Here is a 16,202-nt window from a genome sequence, read left to right as displayed (position 1 = left end):
CAAGAAAAATCTATGGGAATTTAAACCTAATGCAAAAATAGCTAGAAATTTGTCGTGAAATATGATACTATGACTTTGTATGTGAAAATTTTATCTTATTATAAGGAGGAAGTTATGAGTAACAATCAATCACAAAACGTAACAATAACTAATGCAGACCCATCGGCATTAGGATTATTTGGTCTTGCTATAGTAACTCTTGTAGCATCATCACAGAAGCTTGGAATTACTGATGGAACAGCTTTTATAATTCCTTGGGCTATATTTTTAGGAGCATTTGCGCAATTATTTGCATGTATTAATGATTCACAAAAAGGAAATACCTTTGGAACTACTGCATTTGGTGGATATGCATTTTTCTGGTTTGGTGTTGCAGCTTCTTGGCTTATCAAATTAGGTGTATTCGGTGAAAAGATGGCAGCTAATGCAGATGTTAGACAGCTTGGTTTTGCATTTATTGGTTATCTAATTTTTTCTGTTTTTATGACAATTGGGGCCATGGAAACTCACAAGGTGTTATTTATAATTTTTGTTCTAATTGACTTATTATTTATTGGTTTATCACTTAGCACATTTGGTATAGCGGAGGAAGCAGCTCATGCTCTTGCAGCATACTCTGAGATCCTTATATCATTAGTTGCATTCTATGGTTCAGCAGCATCAGTATTAAATAATCATTTTGGAAGAGTTTTCTTACCAGTTGGAAAGCCTTTCGGAATATTTAAAAAGTAGATATAATATATATCTTAAAAAATTATCCCCTTGAAGTAGAGAGAAATCTACTTTTAGGGGATACTATTATTTAACCCAAGATTAAATATAAAATACAAGCAAGGTGATTTGGATGGAAGTCAAAATAATTTTTGAGGATAAACACATAATAGTAGCTGAAAAACCTCCAAAGGTGCCATCTCAAAGTGATAAAACAGGGGATAGTGATATGGTATCTAAACTAAAGGAACATTTAAAGAAGAATTATCCTGCCGCTAGGGATCCCTATATTGGGATTGTTCATAGGCTTGACAGGCCCGTTGGAGGGTTAATGGTATTTGCAAAAACCAAGGAAGCTAATGCATGGTTATCGGAGGAAATCAGAACTAAAAGACTTAAAAAAGAATATCATGCAGTAGTTTGTGGAAAGCCCGAGAAAGATAGTGCTGAGCTCAAGGATTATCTCTTAAGAAATGGTAGAATCAATATGTCAAAGGTGGTAGCAAAGGGAATAAAAAGGGCGAAAGAGGCTATCTTAAAATATGAGCTTATAGATAGTGCTTATGATGAGGAGTACGGTACTCTCAGCCTAGTAAAAATTGCACTTGAAACAGGTAGACATCATCAAATACGTGTTCAATTCTCAAATGCAGGTCTTCCCTTATGGGGAGATAATAAGTATAATAAAACCTTTGTAAAGACGAAAAAGTGGACACAGATTGCTTTATGGGCAACCTCTATATCGTTCATACATCCAAAGGATAAGAAGATCCATAGGTTTGAAACAAAACCATATAATGAGTTTCCTTTTGCATTATTTGATATATAGAGTATACATAAAAAATAACCTAAGAAAATCATAAAGGGCGATGATCTTCTTAGGTTGTTTTTGAGGTCATTTTTCGAAGAAAAAACTGATCAAAACGAAGGGACTCGATGTCCTTTAGGCTGTTAACAATCTGAGGGACTATATGTCCCTAAGTTTTTATTTATCCAAAAAACTCAGGATCTTGAACATGGTCGCCGCGAATTGCTCTTTGTAAAATTGTAAAATCAACTTTGTTAGAATCAAGTCTGAAGGAACAAGGGTATCGTGTGCCACATCGTATGCATTCTATATATTGATTTGAAGAGGATTGGTCACGTTTATCAAATAAAAATGGTAAATTTTCATCATCGTCTGAGGAAGCCTTAGTATCGGGTGTATCTATTTTATAGGTATACACATAAGTTGCCTCGTATTTTGCCAGAAAATTTTTACCGTCACATGAGGGGCAAGATATTGACTGAGATAGATTCAAGATACCTTCTCCTTTCTATTCATTATTAGGTTATTTTAGAAAATTTAAAAACAACTCTAATGTTAGTATATTCTTTATATCAAGTTAACATACACAAATGATAATTCATAAAGATTAGCTTAAGATAGGCCTTATAAAATTAATAAATTGACATTTTTAAGGTTATACTATGATGAAAAGTAGTTTAAATAAAACTTTAGGAGTTTAAAGTAGTAGTAATCTAACTATGGATGGAGGAAAATTATGAAAAAATTTTTTAGTATTTTGCTCACTTTTTTACTAGTTTTTTCTATCGCAGCATGTGCACCGGAAAAAACTGAGGAGCCGGAGGAGCCTGTACCAGAGGAAGAAGAAATAGAAGAGCCCGAAGAAGAGATGGAAGAGCCTGAAGAAGAGAAAGAAACCGAGGAAGAGGAAGAAGCTGATGAGGGGAAATATAAAGATGGAACTTATGAAGGTAAAGGCGATCCTTGGGAATATGGCTCAGAAAATGCTACTGTAGTAATTGCTGATGGTAAAATGGAAGAAATCACATTGAGAAGATTAGACAAAGAAGGCAATGAAGTCAATTATGATGATTGGGCTGGCCAAGAGGTAGAGGGAAAGACCTATCCAAATCTCAAGCAATATAGAAAAGACATAGCTAAGGAAATGATAGAAAAACAAACCTACGAAGTAGATACAATATCAGGTGCAACGGTTAGCACGGGTAATTGGAAGATAGCAGTTAAGAGAGCTCTAGAAGAAGCTACGAAATAGATAAACTAAGGGGGAGTCTCAGAATGGCGAATTTCTGCGTTATTTGAAATGTTCACCGACTTGGCACGTACACTAGTACTAGCCAAACCGTTGAAATTCCAAAACCTTGAACTTCACTCATTCTGAAACACCCAGGGGCTTAGCTCATAAGAAATTCTTATGAGATAGCCCCTATTTTTTTTGTGTGATTTCAAAGGTCGATTTTTAAAATCTAGGAAAACTAGAGTAACATAGAAATATATGTAAAAAACAATTGGATTCTACTGAAAAAATATGTAAAATAATTATTAAGGCAGGAAGAATTGAAATACTTATTTATAGAAAGAACAGGTGAGAATATGATAAAAAGAACCAAAAGATCTAAAGAAATTATAGAGTTTTTAAAGACGAACTTACTTATAAATCTAAATATACTTGGAATTATAGAAAATATCTCCGATGTAGATATATATGTTGATGATGAGAAAAATCCTAGGGGAGTTTTTATAAAGCGTGGATATATGCACTATATTTATTCAAATGAAGATAGCTTTATCGATGAAGTAGCAGAAACCTTTTTTAAGGAAGGCTTCTTTGGGTTTGCTGGAGTCGAGAAGTCTATTGCTGAAAAAATCAAAGGTAAGTTTCAGCGTCATTGGGAAAACCCATGTACCCTATACTATTTACCCGAGGAAAATCTAAATCTAGACTTAATAAAAAATGAAGTTCAAAGTGTTGATATTAGAGATGCAGAAATAGTTGATAAATATTATGAATTTAGCCACTCCCAAAGCCTCCAAGCAATAAGTCGAGATATTAAAGATAGACCATCGTCGGCGGTTTATGTAGATGGAGAAATTGCATCATGGGTACTTGTACATGAGGATAATTCCATGGGGATTATGTATACAAAGAAAGAGCATAGAAAGAAGGGATATGCAGTTGATGTTAGTATAGATCTAGCTGAGAAAATAATAAACAGTGGAAAAATACCCTATTTACAAATAATAGAAGAAAATAATATGTCTCCAGGATTGGCAAAAAAATGTGGTTTTGAGAAGTGTGGTCATGTTTCTTGGTTTGGAATAATTGCTGGAACTCCAAAGGAGCTTATAGAAATAAATCAGAAGAGCCATGAACAATTTCTTAAAAGTATTGGTGAGGGAAAAAGATTTTTCACAAATGACCTAAAGGATCATGGTATGTATAGCTTTTTAAACAATCTTTCCTCAGACCATAAGGAAGTATCAGGTTTTGTACTTAGAGAAGCAAAGGACGATAAACTTATTAATATATGGTGCGATCTTGTTATTAGAAGTCATGAAATACCACAATGCGATAGTGAAAGAGCTAAAAAAGTTTTATTTGATACTGTTTTAAATAGTGATTTGGGGTATAAGTTATATATAGGATTGCTAAATGGGAAGCCTATTTCGACTTCAGCTCTTTTAAAATCTAATGAAGATGAAGAGGAAGCCGGTCTGTATTTCTTATCAACATTATTAGAAGTAAGAAATCAAGGAATTGAAGCTATGACTGTAGCCAATACAATGGTAAAAGGAAAAGAAGAAGGTTTTGCATTAGTCGTACTCCAAAGTACTAAAGAGTGTATAGATACATTCAAAAATTTAGGTTTCAAGGTTAGCCATCACTCTTGAGAATAGTATTTATGACACATATACAGTCAGAGAATAATTTTATTAGTGAAAGGGTAAATTATATGGTAAACTGACCAACTTTAATGGATTTATAGTAAGTATAAAATTTGTATTTGAGATCATTTATATAGATCGATTTAGTTTACCCCAAGATTTTTGGGGAATTATTTTTGTATATATAGAAATTAAGTTTTACTAGGGACTCTCTACAATTAATGAAAAAATATTCGCAAAATATGCTATACTGTAATCAAAACTAACAAATGAGATATAGAGATTCTAGTCAAAACTTTAATTTACACATACCAAAAATCCCTAGAAGCATCGGATATTTTGATATGTATAAATTAAGATTTACTTGGAACTCTCTACAATTGTATAATAAATGTAATATAGCTGTAGGGCTTTTAAGACGATAGATAATATAAATGGTAGTTATGCAATTTGCTCAGACATAAAAAATATGGAGATGATTTACATGAAACTGTGTTCCGCTTGTAAGAAAAATGTAGCGATTATATTCACAACCAAAATGGAAAATGGAAAAACTGAAATGAATGGTTTATGTATAGACTGTGCAAAAAAAATGGGTATACCTGTAATAGATCAATTAATGCAGCAAACTGGAATGTCCAAAGAAGATGTTGACAATTTAACGGAACAAATGAATGGTATGTTTCAAGATATGGATATTGAAGACATAGATAGCAATAATATGTTTACTAACTTTTTAAATGGGTCCTTTCAATCTTTAGATGACGAGAAGGATACAGTAGAGGAGCCAGAGAATAAGGGAGATTCTTCCGATGTAAAGGATGAAATTAACGATAAAAAGAAAAATAAAAAGGCCAAAAAGAAAAGAAAGCATTTGGAAACCTATGGAACAAATCTAACGGAAAAAGCAAAGAACAACAATGTGGATAAGATTATTGGTAGACATAGAGAGATAGACAGAGTAGTACAAATACTAAACAGAAGAACTAAAAACAATCCTATATTAATTGGAGAGCCTGGAGTTGGTAAAACAGCTATTGCAGAAGGGCTGGCAGTAAGAATAGTTGAAAAGCAGGTTCCTGCAAAACTATTTAATGCAGAGATTTATCTTCTAGATTTAACGGCTATTGTAGCTGGAACTCAATTTAGAGGCCAGTTTGAAGGTCGTATGAAATCTATATTAAAAGAAGCTACGGAATGTGGAAATATTATTTTAGTTATTGATGAGGTTCATAATATCATGGGAGCAGGTGAAGTCCATGGAGGAGTTATGAATGCTGCCAACATTCTAAAGCCTGCCCTTGCTAGGGGAGAGATACAAGTAATTGGAGCTACAACCCTAGAGGAGTATAGAAAGCATATCGAAAAGGACTCTGCTTTAGAGAGAAGATTTCAACCGGTTTTAGTTGAAGAACCTACTGTAGAGGATACAATAGAAATCCTAAGCGGTATAAAAAACTACTATGAAGAATATCATAAAGTTAAAATATCAGATGATGTTATTGAAGCTGCTGCAAAGCTATCGGAAAGATATATTACTGATAGATATTTACCAGATAAAGCTATAGACGTAATTGACGAAGCAGGCTCTAGGGCAAATCTAAAGAATCAGGGACTTGTTGAACTGGAGGCTTTAAGGGAAGAACTAGAGAAGATTCAGGATGAAAAAGAAACTGCAGCAAATAGAAACGATTATGAAAAGGCCGCAGAGTATAAAATGACAGAATGTAAGCTTCAGGAAAAAATCAAAGAGATAGATGCAAAATGCGGTGAAGTCCAGATAACCGTAGAGGATATTGCCTATGTTATTGAATCTTGGACTAAGATACCAGTACAAAAGATCACAGAAGAAGAAGCCGAGAAATTATTAAATCTAGAGGGTAGGTTGCATAGACGCGTTATAGGACAACAGAAGGCTATTGAAAGCTTAGCTAGAACAATTAGACGTAATCGTTCAGGCTTTAGAAAAAAGAAAAAGCCATCTTCCTTTATTTTTGTAGGACCAACTGGAGTAGGAAAGACTGAATTAGTTAAAACCTTGGCTGAAGAACTATTTGGAAGTGAAGATGCACTGATTCGTGTAGATATGTCAGAATATATGGAGAAGCATACTGTATCAAAGCTGATTGGAGCGCCTCCAGGATACGTAGGATATGATCAAGGCGGTCAATTAACTGAAAAAGTAAGAAGAAAGCCATACTCGGTTATTCTCTTAGATGAAATTGAAAAGGCTCACCCAGATGTATTTAATATGCTGCTTCAGATACTCGAAGATGGAAGACTAACAGATAGTCAAGGTAGAACGGTTTTCTTTGAAAATACAGTAATTATTATGACATCTAATGCGGGAACTAGATTCAAATCAAACGGAATAGGCTTTGCAAAGGATGAATACCTGGCTATAGAAAATCGTGTGAAAGATGCCTTAAGGGAGATATTTAGACCTGAATTCTTAAATAGGGTAGATGAAACAATAGTGTTTACTAAGCTTGAGAAGGAAGAACTGCGTAAAATTGTCGACCTTATGATGAAGGAAGTAATAGAAGAGGTTAGGGAAAAGGGAATGACTCTAGAAGTTTCAGATAAAGTGAAGGAGTTTATACTAAAAGAAGGATATGATGAAAAATATGGAGCTAGACCTCTAAGAAGAACTATTCAAAGGCACATTGAGGATGAAATTGCCGAGCAATACCTTCAAAAGAAATTTAAAGAAGGCTCACATGTAAAGGTAAGCTTAGAGGATGATAAGGTGGTACTAAACTAATATATATTTAGCAAAACTCAAGGATTCGATTGTCGATAGCCTTGAGTTTTAATTTTTTTTGAGACAAGCTTAATATTTTCTATGGGTGGTGCATATCAATAGAATTAGTGGAGGTGTTTTTATGGAGAAAACAAAAATTCTATTGATATTTATTTTGATATTAAGCTTTATATCTACGACTATACCTATTGCCTATGGAGTGCAGGAGGTATCTATTCCAATCCTTATGTATCATAATCTAGTAGATGATAACGAGGAAGGTGATGGACTAAATGTTTCTAAGGAGCGATTTGAGGATCAGCTAAGATATTTAAAATTCCATGGATACCATACTATAGACTTCAGCGAGATGGATAGATATTTCAAAGGTGAAGGCAACTTACCACCTAATCCAATTATCATAACCTTTGATGATGGCTATCAAAGTAATTACCAATATGGATATCCAATATTAAAAAAATATGGCTACAAGGCCACTGTATTTATGATTACCGACTATATAGGCAAGGAAGGGTATATGAGTGGTGGCGTACTGAAGAAGATCCAGTCAGATGGTGTATTTGATGTAGAAAGTCATAGTGCTACCCATAATTATAATCTTTCAGAGTTAAGCCATGATGAGATGGTAAAGGATGTAAGAGGTTCTAAACAGAAGCTAGAAGAATTGTTAGAGAAGCCAGTGAATGTATTTTGTTATCCATACGGAAGAAGCTCAGAAAAGCTGAGGAAAATCTTGAAGGATGAAGGATATACTATTGCGGTTACTACTCAATATGGTGTGTCAGCTAAGGGCAGTGATCTTCTAAGGTTTAAGAGACTAAGGGTATCTGGAAAGGACCCCGGTAATAGTCTGATAAAGCGTATAGAGGGAAATACAAAGAATTTTACTAAACCGATATTTAAAGATGTTAGTATAGATGATAAGTACTTTCTAGGACTGATCAACGGAGTGGATAAGGGCGTTATTCAATTAGAGGATGGCAAAGTTTATCCTGATAAAGAGGTAACATTTGATTACTTAATAGAGTGTCTATCAAATATTTTTGTAATACAGGATAGACAGAATGAAGATACAGCAAAGGCGGTAACCATGGAGAGTGCCCTCAAAACCTTAAATAATTATTTCAACATATCTGAATTTAACATAGAGGAAGATGCTTTGAGTAGCGGTAAAAAAATTGGACTACTTAGTGGCATCGAAGATATAGAGGAAAAGAAAATCCTTAAAAGAAAAGAATTGGCATTGTTAATGGATAATTTAATAAGGATTTTAGATAGTGATAAAGGAGAGTATAGAGAAAAACCTCTTTCTAAATCCCAGAATCATGAATATGTATTTATAACTGGAAACTATTATATGGAAGATAGAGAAGCTCCAAAGGATGTTTTTGCCTTAGATTCCAATAATGATAGTTTGCAAAGAATAACTCATTTTAATGCCATCGGTGAGTATAACTTGAGTGTAGAGAGAATATATACTTCTCCCAGTAGAAAAAAGCTTTTGCTAGAGGTAAGAGATTTGAAGGATAATAAACTTGCAATAAAACTAATAGATGTAGAGAGTTCTAAAGTTATTCCTGTAATTGAAATGGATACATCCAAGATTCTGAATAATATATCCTGGCTAGATAATAATAAATTTGTACTTCAGATTACAGAGGATGAAGATGAAAAGATTTTAATATATGATACATCTGCTAGGCTTCTTGAGGAAAAAAGGATAGAATATTAGGAACGCTATATAATTAGTAAAAGTGTAAGCCCCTTGACATTAATCATACTTATTTGTTATTATTTGGTTATAAAGTAATAAAGTCAAAATATGTGTACGAGGAGAGAAAGATGCGCAATTTGTTCTTAGCTAGATAATATTAACTGAATATTATTGTCTGAAAGAAGAATCTACAAATATAAGGAGAAGTGTGTCCTTTTTTAGAATTCTTTTAGACAAGACTATAGATGAACAACCCTTTATTTTGGTGTTGATCTCTATAATTAGCTGAGAACACTGTATAATATGCCTATATAAAATAACTATATTACTGTGCGTCTAAAGCACAGTATTTTTGTGTCTAAAAAACATGATTTCATGTAGCTTTATATCTATTTTTTTTAGGTTATTCATTAGAAGAAAAACTAACCTTTAAGATGAATAGGTTGAAAAAACTCGTGTTATTTTTAACTTATTTTAAAGATATAAAGAAAACTACTACTGCACAAAAAATTTAGAGTTATCATAAAAGTTAAAGGCTGTAAATGGACAGATGTTCATTTGCAGCCTTTTCATATTTTTGAATAACAAAAAATAATGGGGTGAGTTTATGACTGTACTACTAAGTTGCAGAGCTATAAAAAAGGATTTTGGGGAAGTAAGTGTACTAAAGGATGTCAGTTTGGATATAGGTATTGGAGAAAGGATAGGTTTAGTTGGTAACAATGGAGCAGGTAAAACTACTCTAGCCAATATTATATTTGGCAGCCTAGAGAAAGATAAGGGAGATATTATTTGGTATCAACAGGGTATAAAGATGGGATATCTTTTACAATCCACATTTTATACATCAGATACCTTTAATGACATGATTACTAGTAGTGGCAATAAACATAATATAGGAGATTTTCTTGAAGTATCAAGTCATTTAGGAATAGAAAATGTACACAGGTGGGATACCCAGCGCTTTAGTGGATTAAGCGGTGGAGAAAAAACTAAGCTGGCCTTGGCCAATATCTGGGCTTCGAAACCGGGGCTTCTGATCTTAGATGAGCCAACTAATCATCTAGATTTTGAGGGGGTACAATGGTTAATCGAAGAGTTAAAAAAATATAATGGAACGATTATAATTATTTCTCATGATCGATACTTTCTTGATGAAAGTGTTAATAGAATAGTTGAGATCGAGGATGGAGCAGTAAATAATTATAAAGGGAATTACTCCTTTTATAGGGATGAGAAAAAGAAGAGATATGAAAGCAAGCTTCATGAGTATATGGTTCAAGAAAAGAATAAGGAAAAAATAGCTAGGGAGATAGATAATTTGAAAAACTGGTCAGCCAAAGCCCATAAAGAATCAAGGCAGAAGGCTAAGGTTGTAGCAGGGAGAAAGGAACACTTTAGAGCAAAGGCTAAAAAGAAGGATAAACAAGTAAAATCAAAGATTAAGAAACTAGAAAAGATTGAAATAGAGGGTGTAAAAAAGCCCAAAACAGAACAAAGGATTAATTTTGCCTTTAATGACACTGAGAAGATGGGAAAAAGAATCTTAGAAGCACGAGATATTTCCAAGGCTTATGGAGATAGGGTTTTATTTAAAGATAGTTCCTTTTATATCAAGCGTGGTGATAGGATAGGTATTTTTGGATGTAATGGATGCGGTAAGACAACGTTGATAAAGGCTATAATAGGAGAGGAAGCTGTTGATTCGGGAAAGTTATTTGTAAGTCCCTCGGCAAAGGTATCCTACTTAAGCCAGGATGTACTTGATTTAGATGAAGGAAAGACCATTTTAGAGTTATTCGATACTTTGTCGAAGGAAAAAAGAAGTGTGGCTAGGACTCTATTAGCTAATATGGGATTTGACGAAGAAGCGATCAACAAGTCCATTAAAGCCCTAAGTCTTGGGGAAAGAACAAGGATAAAAATTGCAAACTTAATTTTGAACCAGAATAATGTTCTAATTTTAGATGAACCAACAAATCACCTAGATCTCCATAGTAGAGAAAAGCTAGAGGAAACCCTAGAAGATTATCATGGAACTATCTTAATAGTATCCCATGATAGATATATGCTTGAAAGACTTTGTAATAGAATGCTTATATTTAAGGATAACATGATTCAAAGGATAGAGTATGGTTTAAAAGAGTACTTAAGCAAACTTAACAATAATGGGAATAATAAAAAAACAGAGTCTGAATATAATACTAAAGAAGAAAAATTAGTTATTGAGAATAGGATAGCTTATCTATTAGGAGAACTGAGTAAATATTCTCCAGAAGATCCAGAGTATATAAGGCTAGACCTAGAATTCAAAGAGTTAATTAAATTAAAAAGCAAATAAAAAAACACGTGAAGATAAAAAGAGGAAACCTTAAGGAACAAGGGTTCCTCTTTTTAATAGCAAACAAATTTCAACAAAGTCTTTATCCTAGACACTATATTAGCATTAAAAGCATAAAATATTCTATATGATGAAAATTACCTATTTTAGTTGTGTAAACATTTGAAAATTGTGAAACTATATATCTTTATAATGATTTTGGAGGTCGATAATATGAGGATAGATGAAGTAGTCAACCAAATGACTATAAAAGAAAAGGCAGCAATTTGTATAGGGGGAAGTGCTTGGTGTACTGCTTTAATCAGAAGGCTAGGGATTCCTGAAATTGTTATGACCGATGGCCCCCACGGAGTAAGGCGAGTAGAGAATGTAAATGAAACTCAAAATGTAGCCTCGCTAACTAAAAGCATTCCTGCTACCTGTTTTCCTACTGCATCGGCTTTAGCGTCTTCATGGGATACTCAGTTGATTGAGGAAGTCGGAGAAGCCATAGCTAAGGAGTGTATAGCCCAAGGAGTAGATATCGTTCTAGGGCCAGGGAATAACATGAAGCGTACTCCCTTATGCGGAAGAAATTTTGAATACTTTTCAGAAGATCCATATCTAAGTGGATACTTATCAGCAGCCTTCATAGAAGGAGTTCAAAGCAAGGGTGTTGGAGCAACCTTGAAGCATTTTGTAGCCAATAATCAAGAATATAAAAGGCTTACCATGAGTTCCGAAGTTGATGATAGAACCTTAAGGGAAATCTATCTAAGGGCATTTGAAATAGCTGTAAAGAAAGCAAAACCATGGGCAGTAATGTGTTCATATAACAAATTAAATGGAACCTATTGCTCTGAAAGCCATGAACTTTTGACGGAAATACTTAGGGATGAGTGGGAATATGATGGTTTTGTTATGTCGGATTGGGGAGCGATACATGATAGGATTGAGTCCCTTAAAGCTGGAGTAGATCTTGAAATGCCAGGACCTCAGAAACACTCCTTTAAACAGATTATGGTAGCTATTAAAAATGGAGAGCTTGATGAAGAGGTATTAGATAGGGCAGTTAAGCGTATATTAAAGATAATATTTATGGCAAATGAAGTAGAAAAAGGTAATGAAGAATTTGATGTAGATACCCATCATGACCTAGCTAGAAGAGTAGCTGGTGAAAGCATGGTTCTATTGAAGAATGAGGAAAATATTCTTCCTATAAAGGATCAGGAATATATAGCTATAATCGGAAGTGCAGCCAAGAATCCAAGGATTCAAGGTGGAGGAAGCTCCCAGGTTACTTCAACAAAACTAGATACTCCATATGAGGAGATAAAAAAACTAGCAAAGGGTGTAACATTCCTATATGAGGATGGATATAGCATGGATGGAGAGACTGATAATGAGCAGATAGATAGAGCAAAGGATGTTGCTAGACTTGCCGATATAGCTCTAGTATTTATAGCATTGCCGCCCCATAAGGAATTTGAAAGCTATGATAGAAGTGATATGAATCTATTAGAGAATCATACTAAGTTAATCAAATCTGTTGCAGCAGTTCAACAAAATACAGTGGTAGTACTAAACAATGGAGCACCTATTTCTATGACAGGGTGGATTGACGATGTACCTGGTGTGATTCAGACATGGTTGATGGGTCAAGGAGGAGGTAAGGCAACAGCAGATGTACTTTTTGGAAATGTTAACCCTTCAGGCAAGCTAGCAGAAACCTTCCCAATAAAGTTAAGTGATACACCGTCATATATTAATTATCCAGGGGAAAATAATAAGGTAGTATACGGTGAAGGTATATTTGTTGGATATCGATATTATGATAAGAAAGATGTAGAAGTGCAGTTTCCATTTGGATATGGTCTTTCCTATACAAACTTTGAATATTCCAATCTTACTGTTTCCTCAGATGAGTTTAGAGATGTAGATGGAGTAGATGTATCCATAGACATAACTAATACTGGAAAAGTCACAGGTAAGGAAGTTGTTCAATTATACGTTAGTGATACGGAATGTAGTCTTGCTAGACCTATTAAAGAATTAAAGGCATTTGAAAAGATAGAATTAGAGCCCGGTGAAACAAAGACAGTTTCCTTTGAACTCTACATGAGAGATTTTGCCTACTACCATCCTAAGCACAAGGAATGGATAACAGAGGATGGAGAAATTGAAATAATGATTGGTAGATCATCAAAAGAAATTTGTCAAAGTAAAAAAGTTAATCTTATATCTACAATAGAGCCACCATGCACCTTAGATTATAACAGTACTGTAAGAGAATGGCTTGAGGATAAAAAAGGAAGAGAGATAATCGAATCTCTTAGCAGCAAAATCATGAATAACAGAGACTTTAAAAATCTATCGGAAGGTTCAGAGGTAGATGTATGGAAGGCTGCCCAAGATACACAGCTGATTTTTCTACTTAGACAATTGTCATGGTCACTCCCATTAGTACCGGATATGATCATGTCTAGATTATTGACTCAGGTACATGGAAAAAGAAAGTAACTAAGAAGCTGTTCACAAATAAAAAATATTATGATATAGTTAAGAATATTAAAAATACAAGAACTCTTAAAACCAGATTGTCCACAAGATAAAGTAATGACACTTTAAAGATTGATAAATTCCAATGTGTCATGACTATAATAAAATGGAAGTGAGTTACTAATGACTAAAAAAGATGAAATTATTATGATTGCCGCTGATTTGATCCATGAATATGGTTATAACAATATAGGGATTAAAAGAATTTTAGATGAAGCTAATATTCCTAAGGGATCATTTTATCATTACTTTAAAAGTAAGGAAGACCTGGCCTTAGCTGTGATAGAATTTCATATAGAGAATACAAAGATAATATTTAATGAGATAGATAGAAGTATAGAGGGCCTTCGAAGCTTCTTCAATATTTTTTTCATGCGATTAGAAGAAATGGAGTATAAAAGAGGCTGTCCAGTAGGAAACCTTATCCTAGAACTGGCTGATTTAGGAGATAGTTATAGAAATAAACTACTTGAATGGCTTAAGTATCTAGAGGATGAAATTGTTGAAATCCTAGAGAATAGTGAAATCAAAGAAAGAATTAATCCTAGATCAATGGCGTCCTTTATTGTCACAACCTTTGAAGGCGCCATTATGAAGGTTAAGCTAGAGAAAACAAGAACGGCGATTGACGAATTTGATTACTATATATTTCAGTGTCTATTAAAATAGTATTTAGTGATAATGAGTGGAGCACCTCTAAAATAGAGGTGTTTTCAATATTTATATTGAAGGTTATGTATATGATATAGGATTTCTTTATTGAATATTACTAATGATATAGAATTATAATAAAATTAAACTATGAAACATTAGAAGTTTGATATTTGAATTTAAAAAAATATAGGGGCTATCTCATAAAATTTTCTTATGAGTTCAGCCCCCTGGGGTGTCTCAGAATAAAAATTGTTTTGGAGGTGTGCCATGGGTGATTTTTCTACTTATGTATCTTTATTCTTTGTACTAAATATATTATTTGCCATTACCATTATTTTCTTAGAAAGAAAAAATCCTACTGCCACATGGGCTTGGATTATGGTACTATTATTGCTACCAAATGTCGGATTTGTCCTATATCTGTTATTTTCACAAAATCTGAGTAAAAAGAGAATATTTAAGTTAAGAAAAGAAGAAGATGAACTTATCAATACATTTAGGGATGAGGAAGTATCTCTTTTGACAAATAATGAGATCCGTTTTAAAGATCAATCTATGACACAATATCAAGATATGATCTACATGAATTTAATAAATAGTAATGCATTTTTTACTCAAGATAATGAAATTGACATTTTCACAGATGGTAATATAAAATTTGATCAGCTTATTAAATCTATTGAAGATGCTAAGGATCATGTCCACATGCTGTACTATATAATAAAAAATGATTCTATTAGCAGACGAATAATAAATGCTTTGATAAAGAAGGCTCAGAACGGTGTAGAAGTTAGATTGCTTTACGATGAAGTAGGAAGTAGGTCTATTTCTAAGAAATTACTAAGGGAATTAAAAAAGGCCGGCGGCAAAGCAGTTCCTTTCTTTCCATCTAGAATTCCATTTATAAACTTTAGAATAAACTATAGAAACCATCGTAAGCTTGTTATTATTGATGGTAAGCATGGGTTTATTGGTGGATTTAATATAGGAGATGAATATCTTGGTTTAGACAAGAAAATGGGATATTGGAGAGATACCCATTTAAAGATTAAAGGAAATGCTGTTCAAAGTATCCAACTAAGGTTTTTATTAGATTGGAGACATGCTGCTAGAGAAACACTAGATAATTTAGATAAATATTTCGTTGATGTAAAGAACCCTGGAGACTCAGGAGTTCAGATTGTGTCTAGCGGACCAGATTCTGAGCAGGAGCAGATTAAGTATGGATATATTAAGATGATTAATTCAGCTAAAGAAAGTATTTATATTCAGACTCCATACTTTATTCCAGATGACAGTCTCTTAGAAGCCCTTAAGATAGCTGCTCTATCTGGAGTTGACGTACGAATCATGATTCCAAATAAACCCGACCATATCTTTGTTTATTGGGCTACCTATTCATACATAGGTGAATTACTAAAGGCAGGAGCACGAGCTTATATTTACGATAAGGGATTTCTTCATGCTAAGACCTTTGTCATGGATGGAAAGATTGCTTCTGTGGGAACGGCTAACGTTGATGTTAGAAGCTTTAGGCTCAATTTTGAAGTGAATGCATTTATCTACGATAGCGCCGTTGCTAGTGAGTTAAAAAACGTTTTTGAAAAGGATATAGAGGACTGTAAAGAAATCACTAGAGAAATATACTCAAATCGTTCAAATGTTATTAAAATCAAAGAATCTATTTCAAGATTATTATCACCAATTTTATAATGGTCTTAATCATTAAAGATGAGCTATGCCACAAAAAAAGATCTCATGGTTTTGGTCCTCGGGTGTTTCAGAATGA

At 33.6% G+C, this 16,202-nt stretch carries 10 protein-coding genes; all 10 read left to right on the top strand.

The window, feature by feature from the left end:
* Positions 1-114: 114 nt before the first annotated feature.
* The 10 genes from R9X47_RS15020 to cls all read left to right on the top strand — a co-directional run bounded on the left by R9X47_RS15020 (position 115) and on the right by cls (position 16,126).
* Positions 115-732, top strand: a complete 618-nt coding sequence (locus R9X47_RS15020) for an acetate uptake transporter (protein ID WP_432661870.1) — start codon at positions 115-117, stop codon at positions 730-732.
* Positions 733-844: 112 nt separating this feature from the next.
* Entirely contained in the window at positions 845-1,540 is a 696-nt protein-coding gene (locus R9X47_RS15015; RefSeq protein WP_432661869.1) for an RluA family pseudouridine synthase, read from the top strand.
* 715 nt (positions 1,541-2,255) lie between these two features.
* Positions 2,256-2,771 (top strand): FMN-binding protein, encoded by a 516-nt coding sequence (locus tag R9X47_RS15010; protein ID WP_432661868.1) that lies wholly within the window; start codon positions 2,256-2,258, stop codon positions 2,769-2,771.
* 302 nt (positions 2,772-3,073) lie between these two features.
* A complete protein-coding gene (locus tag R9X47_RS15005; RefSeq protein WP_432661867.1) occupies positions 3,074-4,408 on the top strand; it encodes a GNAT family N-acetyltransferase in 1,335 nt (444 codons plus the stop codon).
* Positions 4,409-4,886: 478 nt separating this feature from the next.
* A complete protein-coding gene (locus R9X47_RS15000; protein WP_432661866.1) occupies positions 4,887-7,166 on the top strand; it encodes an ATP-dependent Clp protease ATP-binding subunit in 2,280 nt (759 codons plus the stop codon).
* Positions 7,167-7,287: 121 nt separating this feature from the next.
* The gene (locus R9X47_RS14995) at positions 7,288-8,898 is read left to right on the top strand and encodes a polysaccharide deacetylase family protein (protein ID WP_432661865.1); all 1,611 of its coding nucleotides are present in this window, start codon (positions 7,288-7,290) and stop codon (positions 8,896-8,898) included.
* A gap of 589 nt (positions 8,899-9,487) precedes the next feature.
* Positions 9,488-11,221, top strand: a complete 1,734-nt coding sequence (gene abc-f / locus R9X47_RS14990; RefSeq protein WP_432661864.1) for a ribosomal protection-like ABC-F family protein — start codon at positions 9,488-9,490, stop codon at positions 11,219-11,221.
* A 213-nt stretch (positions 11,222-11,434) separates the two neighbouring features.
* A complete protein-coding gene (locus R9X47_RS14985; protein ID WP_432661863.1) occupies positions 11,435-13,720 on the top strand; it encodes a beta-glucosidase in 2,286 nt (761 codons plus the stop codon).
* A 162-nt stretch (positions 13,721-13,882) separates the two neighbouring features.
* A complete protein-coding gene (locus R9X47_RS14980) occupies positions 13,883-14,428 on the top strand; it encodes a TetR/AcrR family transcriptional regulator (RefSeq protein WP_432661862.1) in 546 nt (181 codons plus the stop codon).
* A gap of 252 nt (positions 14,429-14,680) precedes the next feature.
* A complete protein-coding gene (gene cls, locus R9X47_RS14975) occupies positions 14,681-16,126 on the top strand; it encodes a cardiolipin synthase (protein WP_432661861.1) in 1,446 nt (481 codons plus the stop codon).
* The last annotated feature ends 76 nt before the right edge of the window (positions 16,127-16,202 follow it).

The sequence above is a fragment of the Wukongibacter baidiensis genome (assembly GCF_050888315.1).
In the GTDB taxonomy this organism is placed as follows: domain Bacteria; phylum Bacillota; class Clostridia; order Peptostreptococcales; family Caminicellaceae; genus Wukongibacter; species Wukongibacter baidiensis.
Note: the sequence above shows the minus strand (reverse complement) of the source record. Positions and strands in the feature narration are given on the sequence as shown.

Excerpts from the sequence above, each read along its gene's own strand:
- cls (WP_432661861.1), top strand. The coding sequence starts at position 14,681 with ATGGGTGATTTTTCTACTTATGTATCTTTATTCTTTGTACTAAATATA.
- abc-f (WP_432661864.1), top strand. The coding sequence starts at position 9,488 with ATGACTGTACTACTAAGTTGCAGAGCTATAAAAAAGGATTTTGGGGAA.
- R9X47_RS14980 (WP_432661862.1), top strand. The coding sequence starts at position 13,883 with ATGACTAAAAAAGATGAAATTATTATGATTGCCGCTGATTTGATCCAT.
- R9X47_RS15015 (WP_432661869.1), top strand. The coding sequence starts at position 845 with ATGGAAGTCAAAATAATTTTTGAGGATAAACACATAATAGTAGCTGAA.
- R9X47_RS14985 (WP_432661863.1), top strand. The coding sequence starts at position 11,435 with ATGAGGATAGATGAAGTAGTCAACCAAATGACTATAAAAGAAAAGGCA.
- R9X47_RS15000 (WP_432661866.1), top strand. The coding sequence starts at position 4,887 with ATGAAACTGTGTTCCGCTTGTAAGAAAAATGTAGCGATTATATTCACA.
- R9X47_RS15010 (WP_432661868.1), top strand. The coding sequence starts at position 2,256 with ATGAAAAAATTTTTTAGTATTTTGCTCACTTTTTTACTAGTTTTTTCT.
- R9X47_RS14995 (WP_432661865.1), top strand. The coding sequence starts at position 7,288 with ATGGAGAAAACAAAAATTCTATTGATATTTATTTTGATATTAAGCTTT.
- R9X47_RS15020 (WP_432661870.1), top strand. The coding sequence starts at position 115 with ATGAGTAACAATCAATCACAAAACGTAACAATAACTAATGCAGACCCA.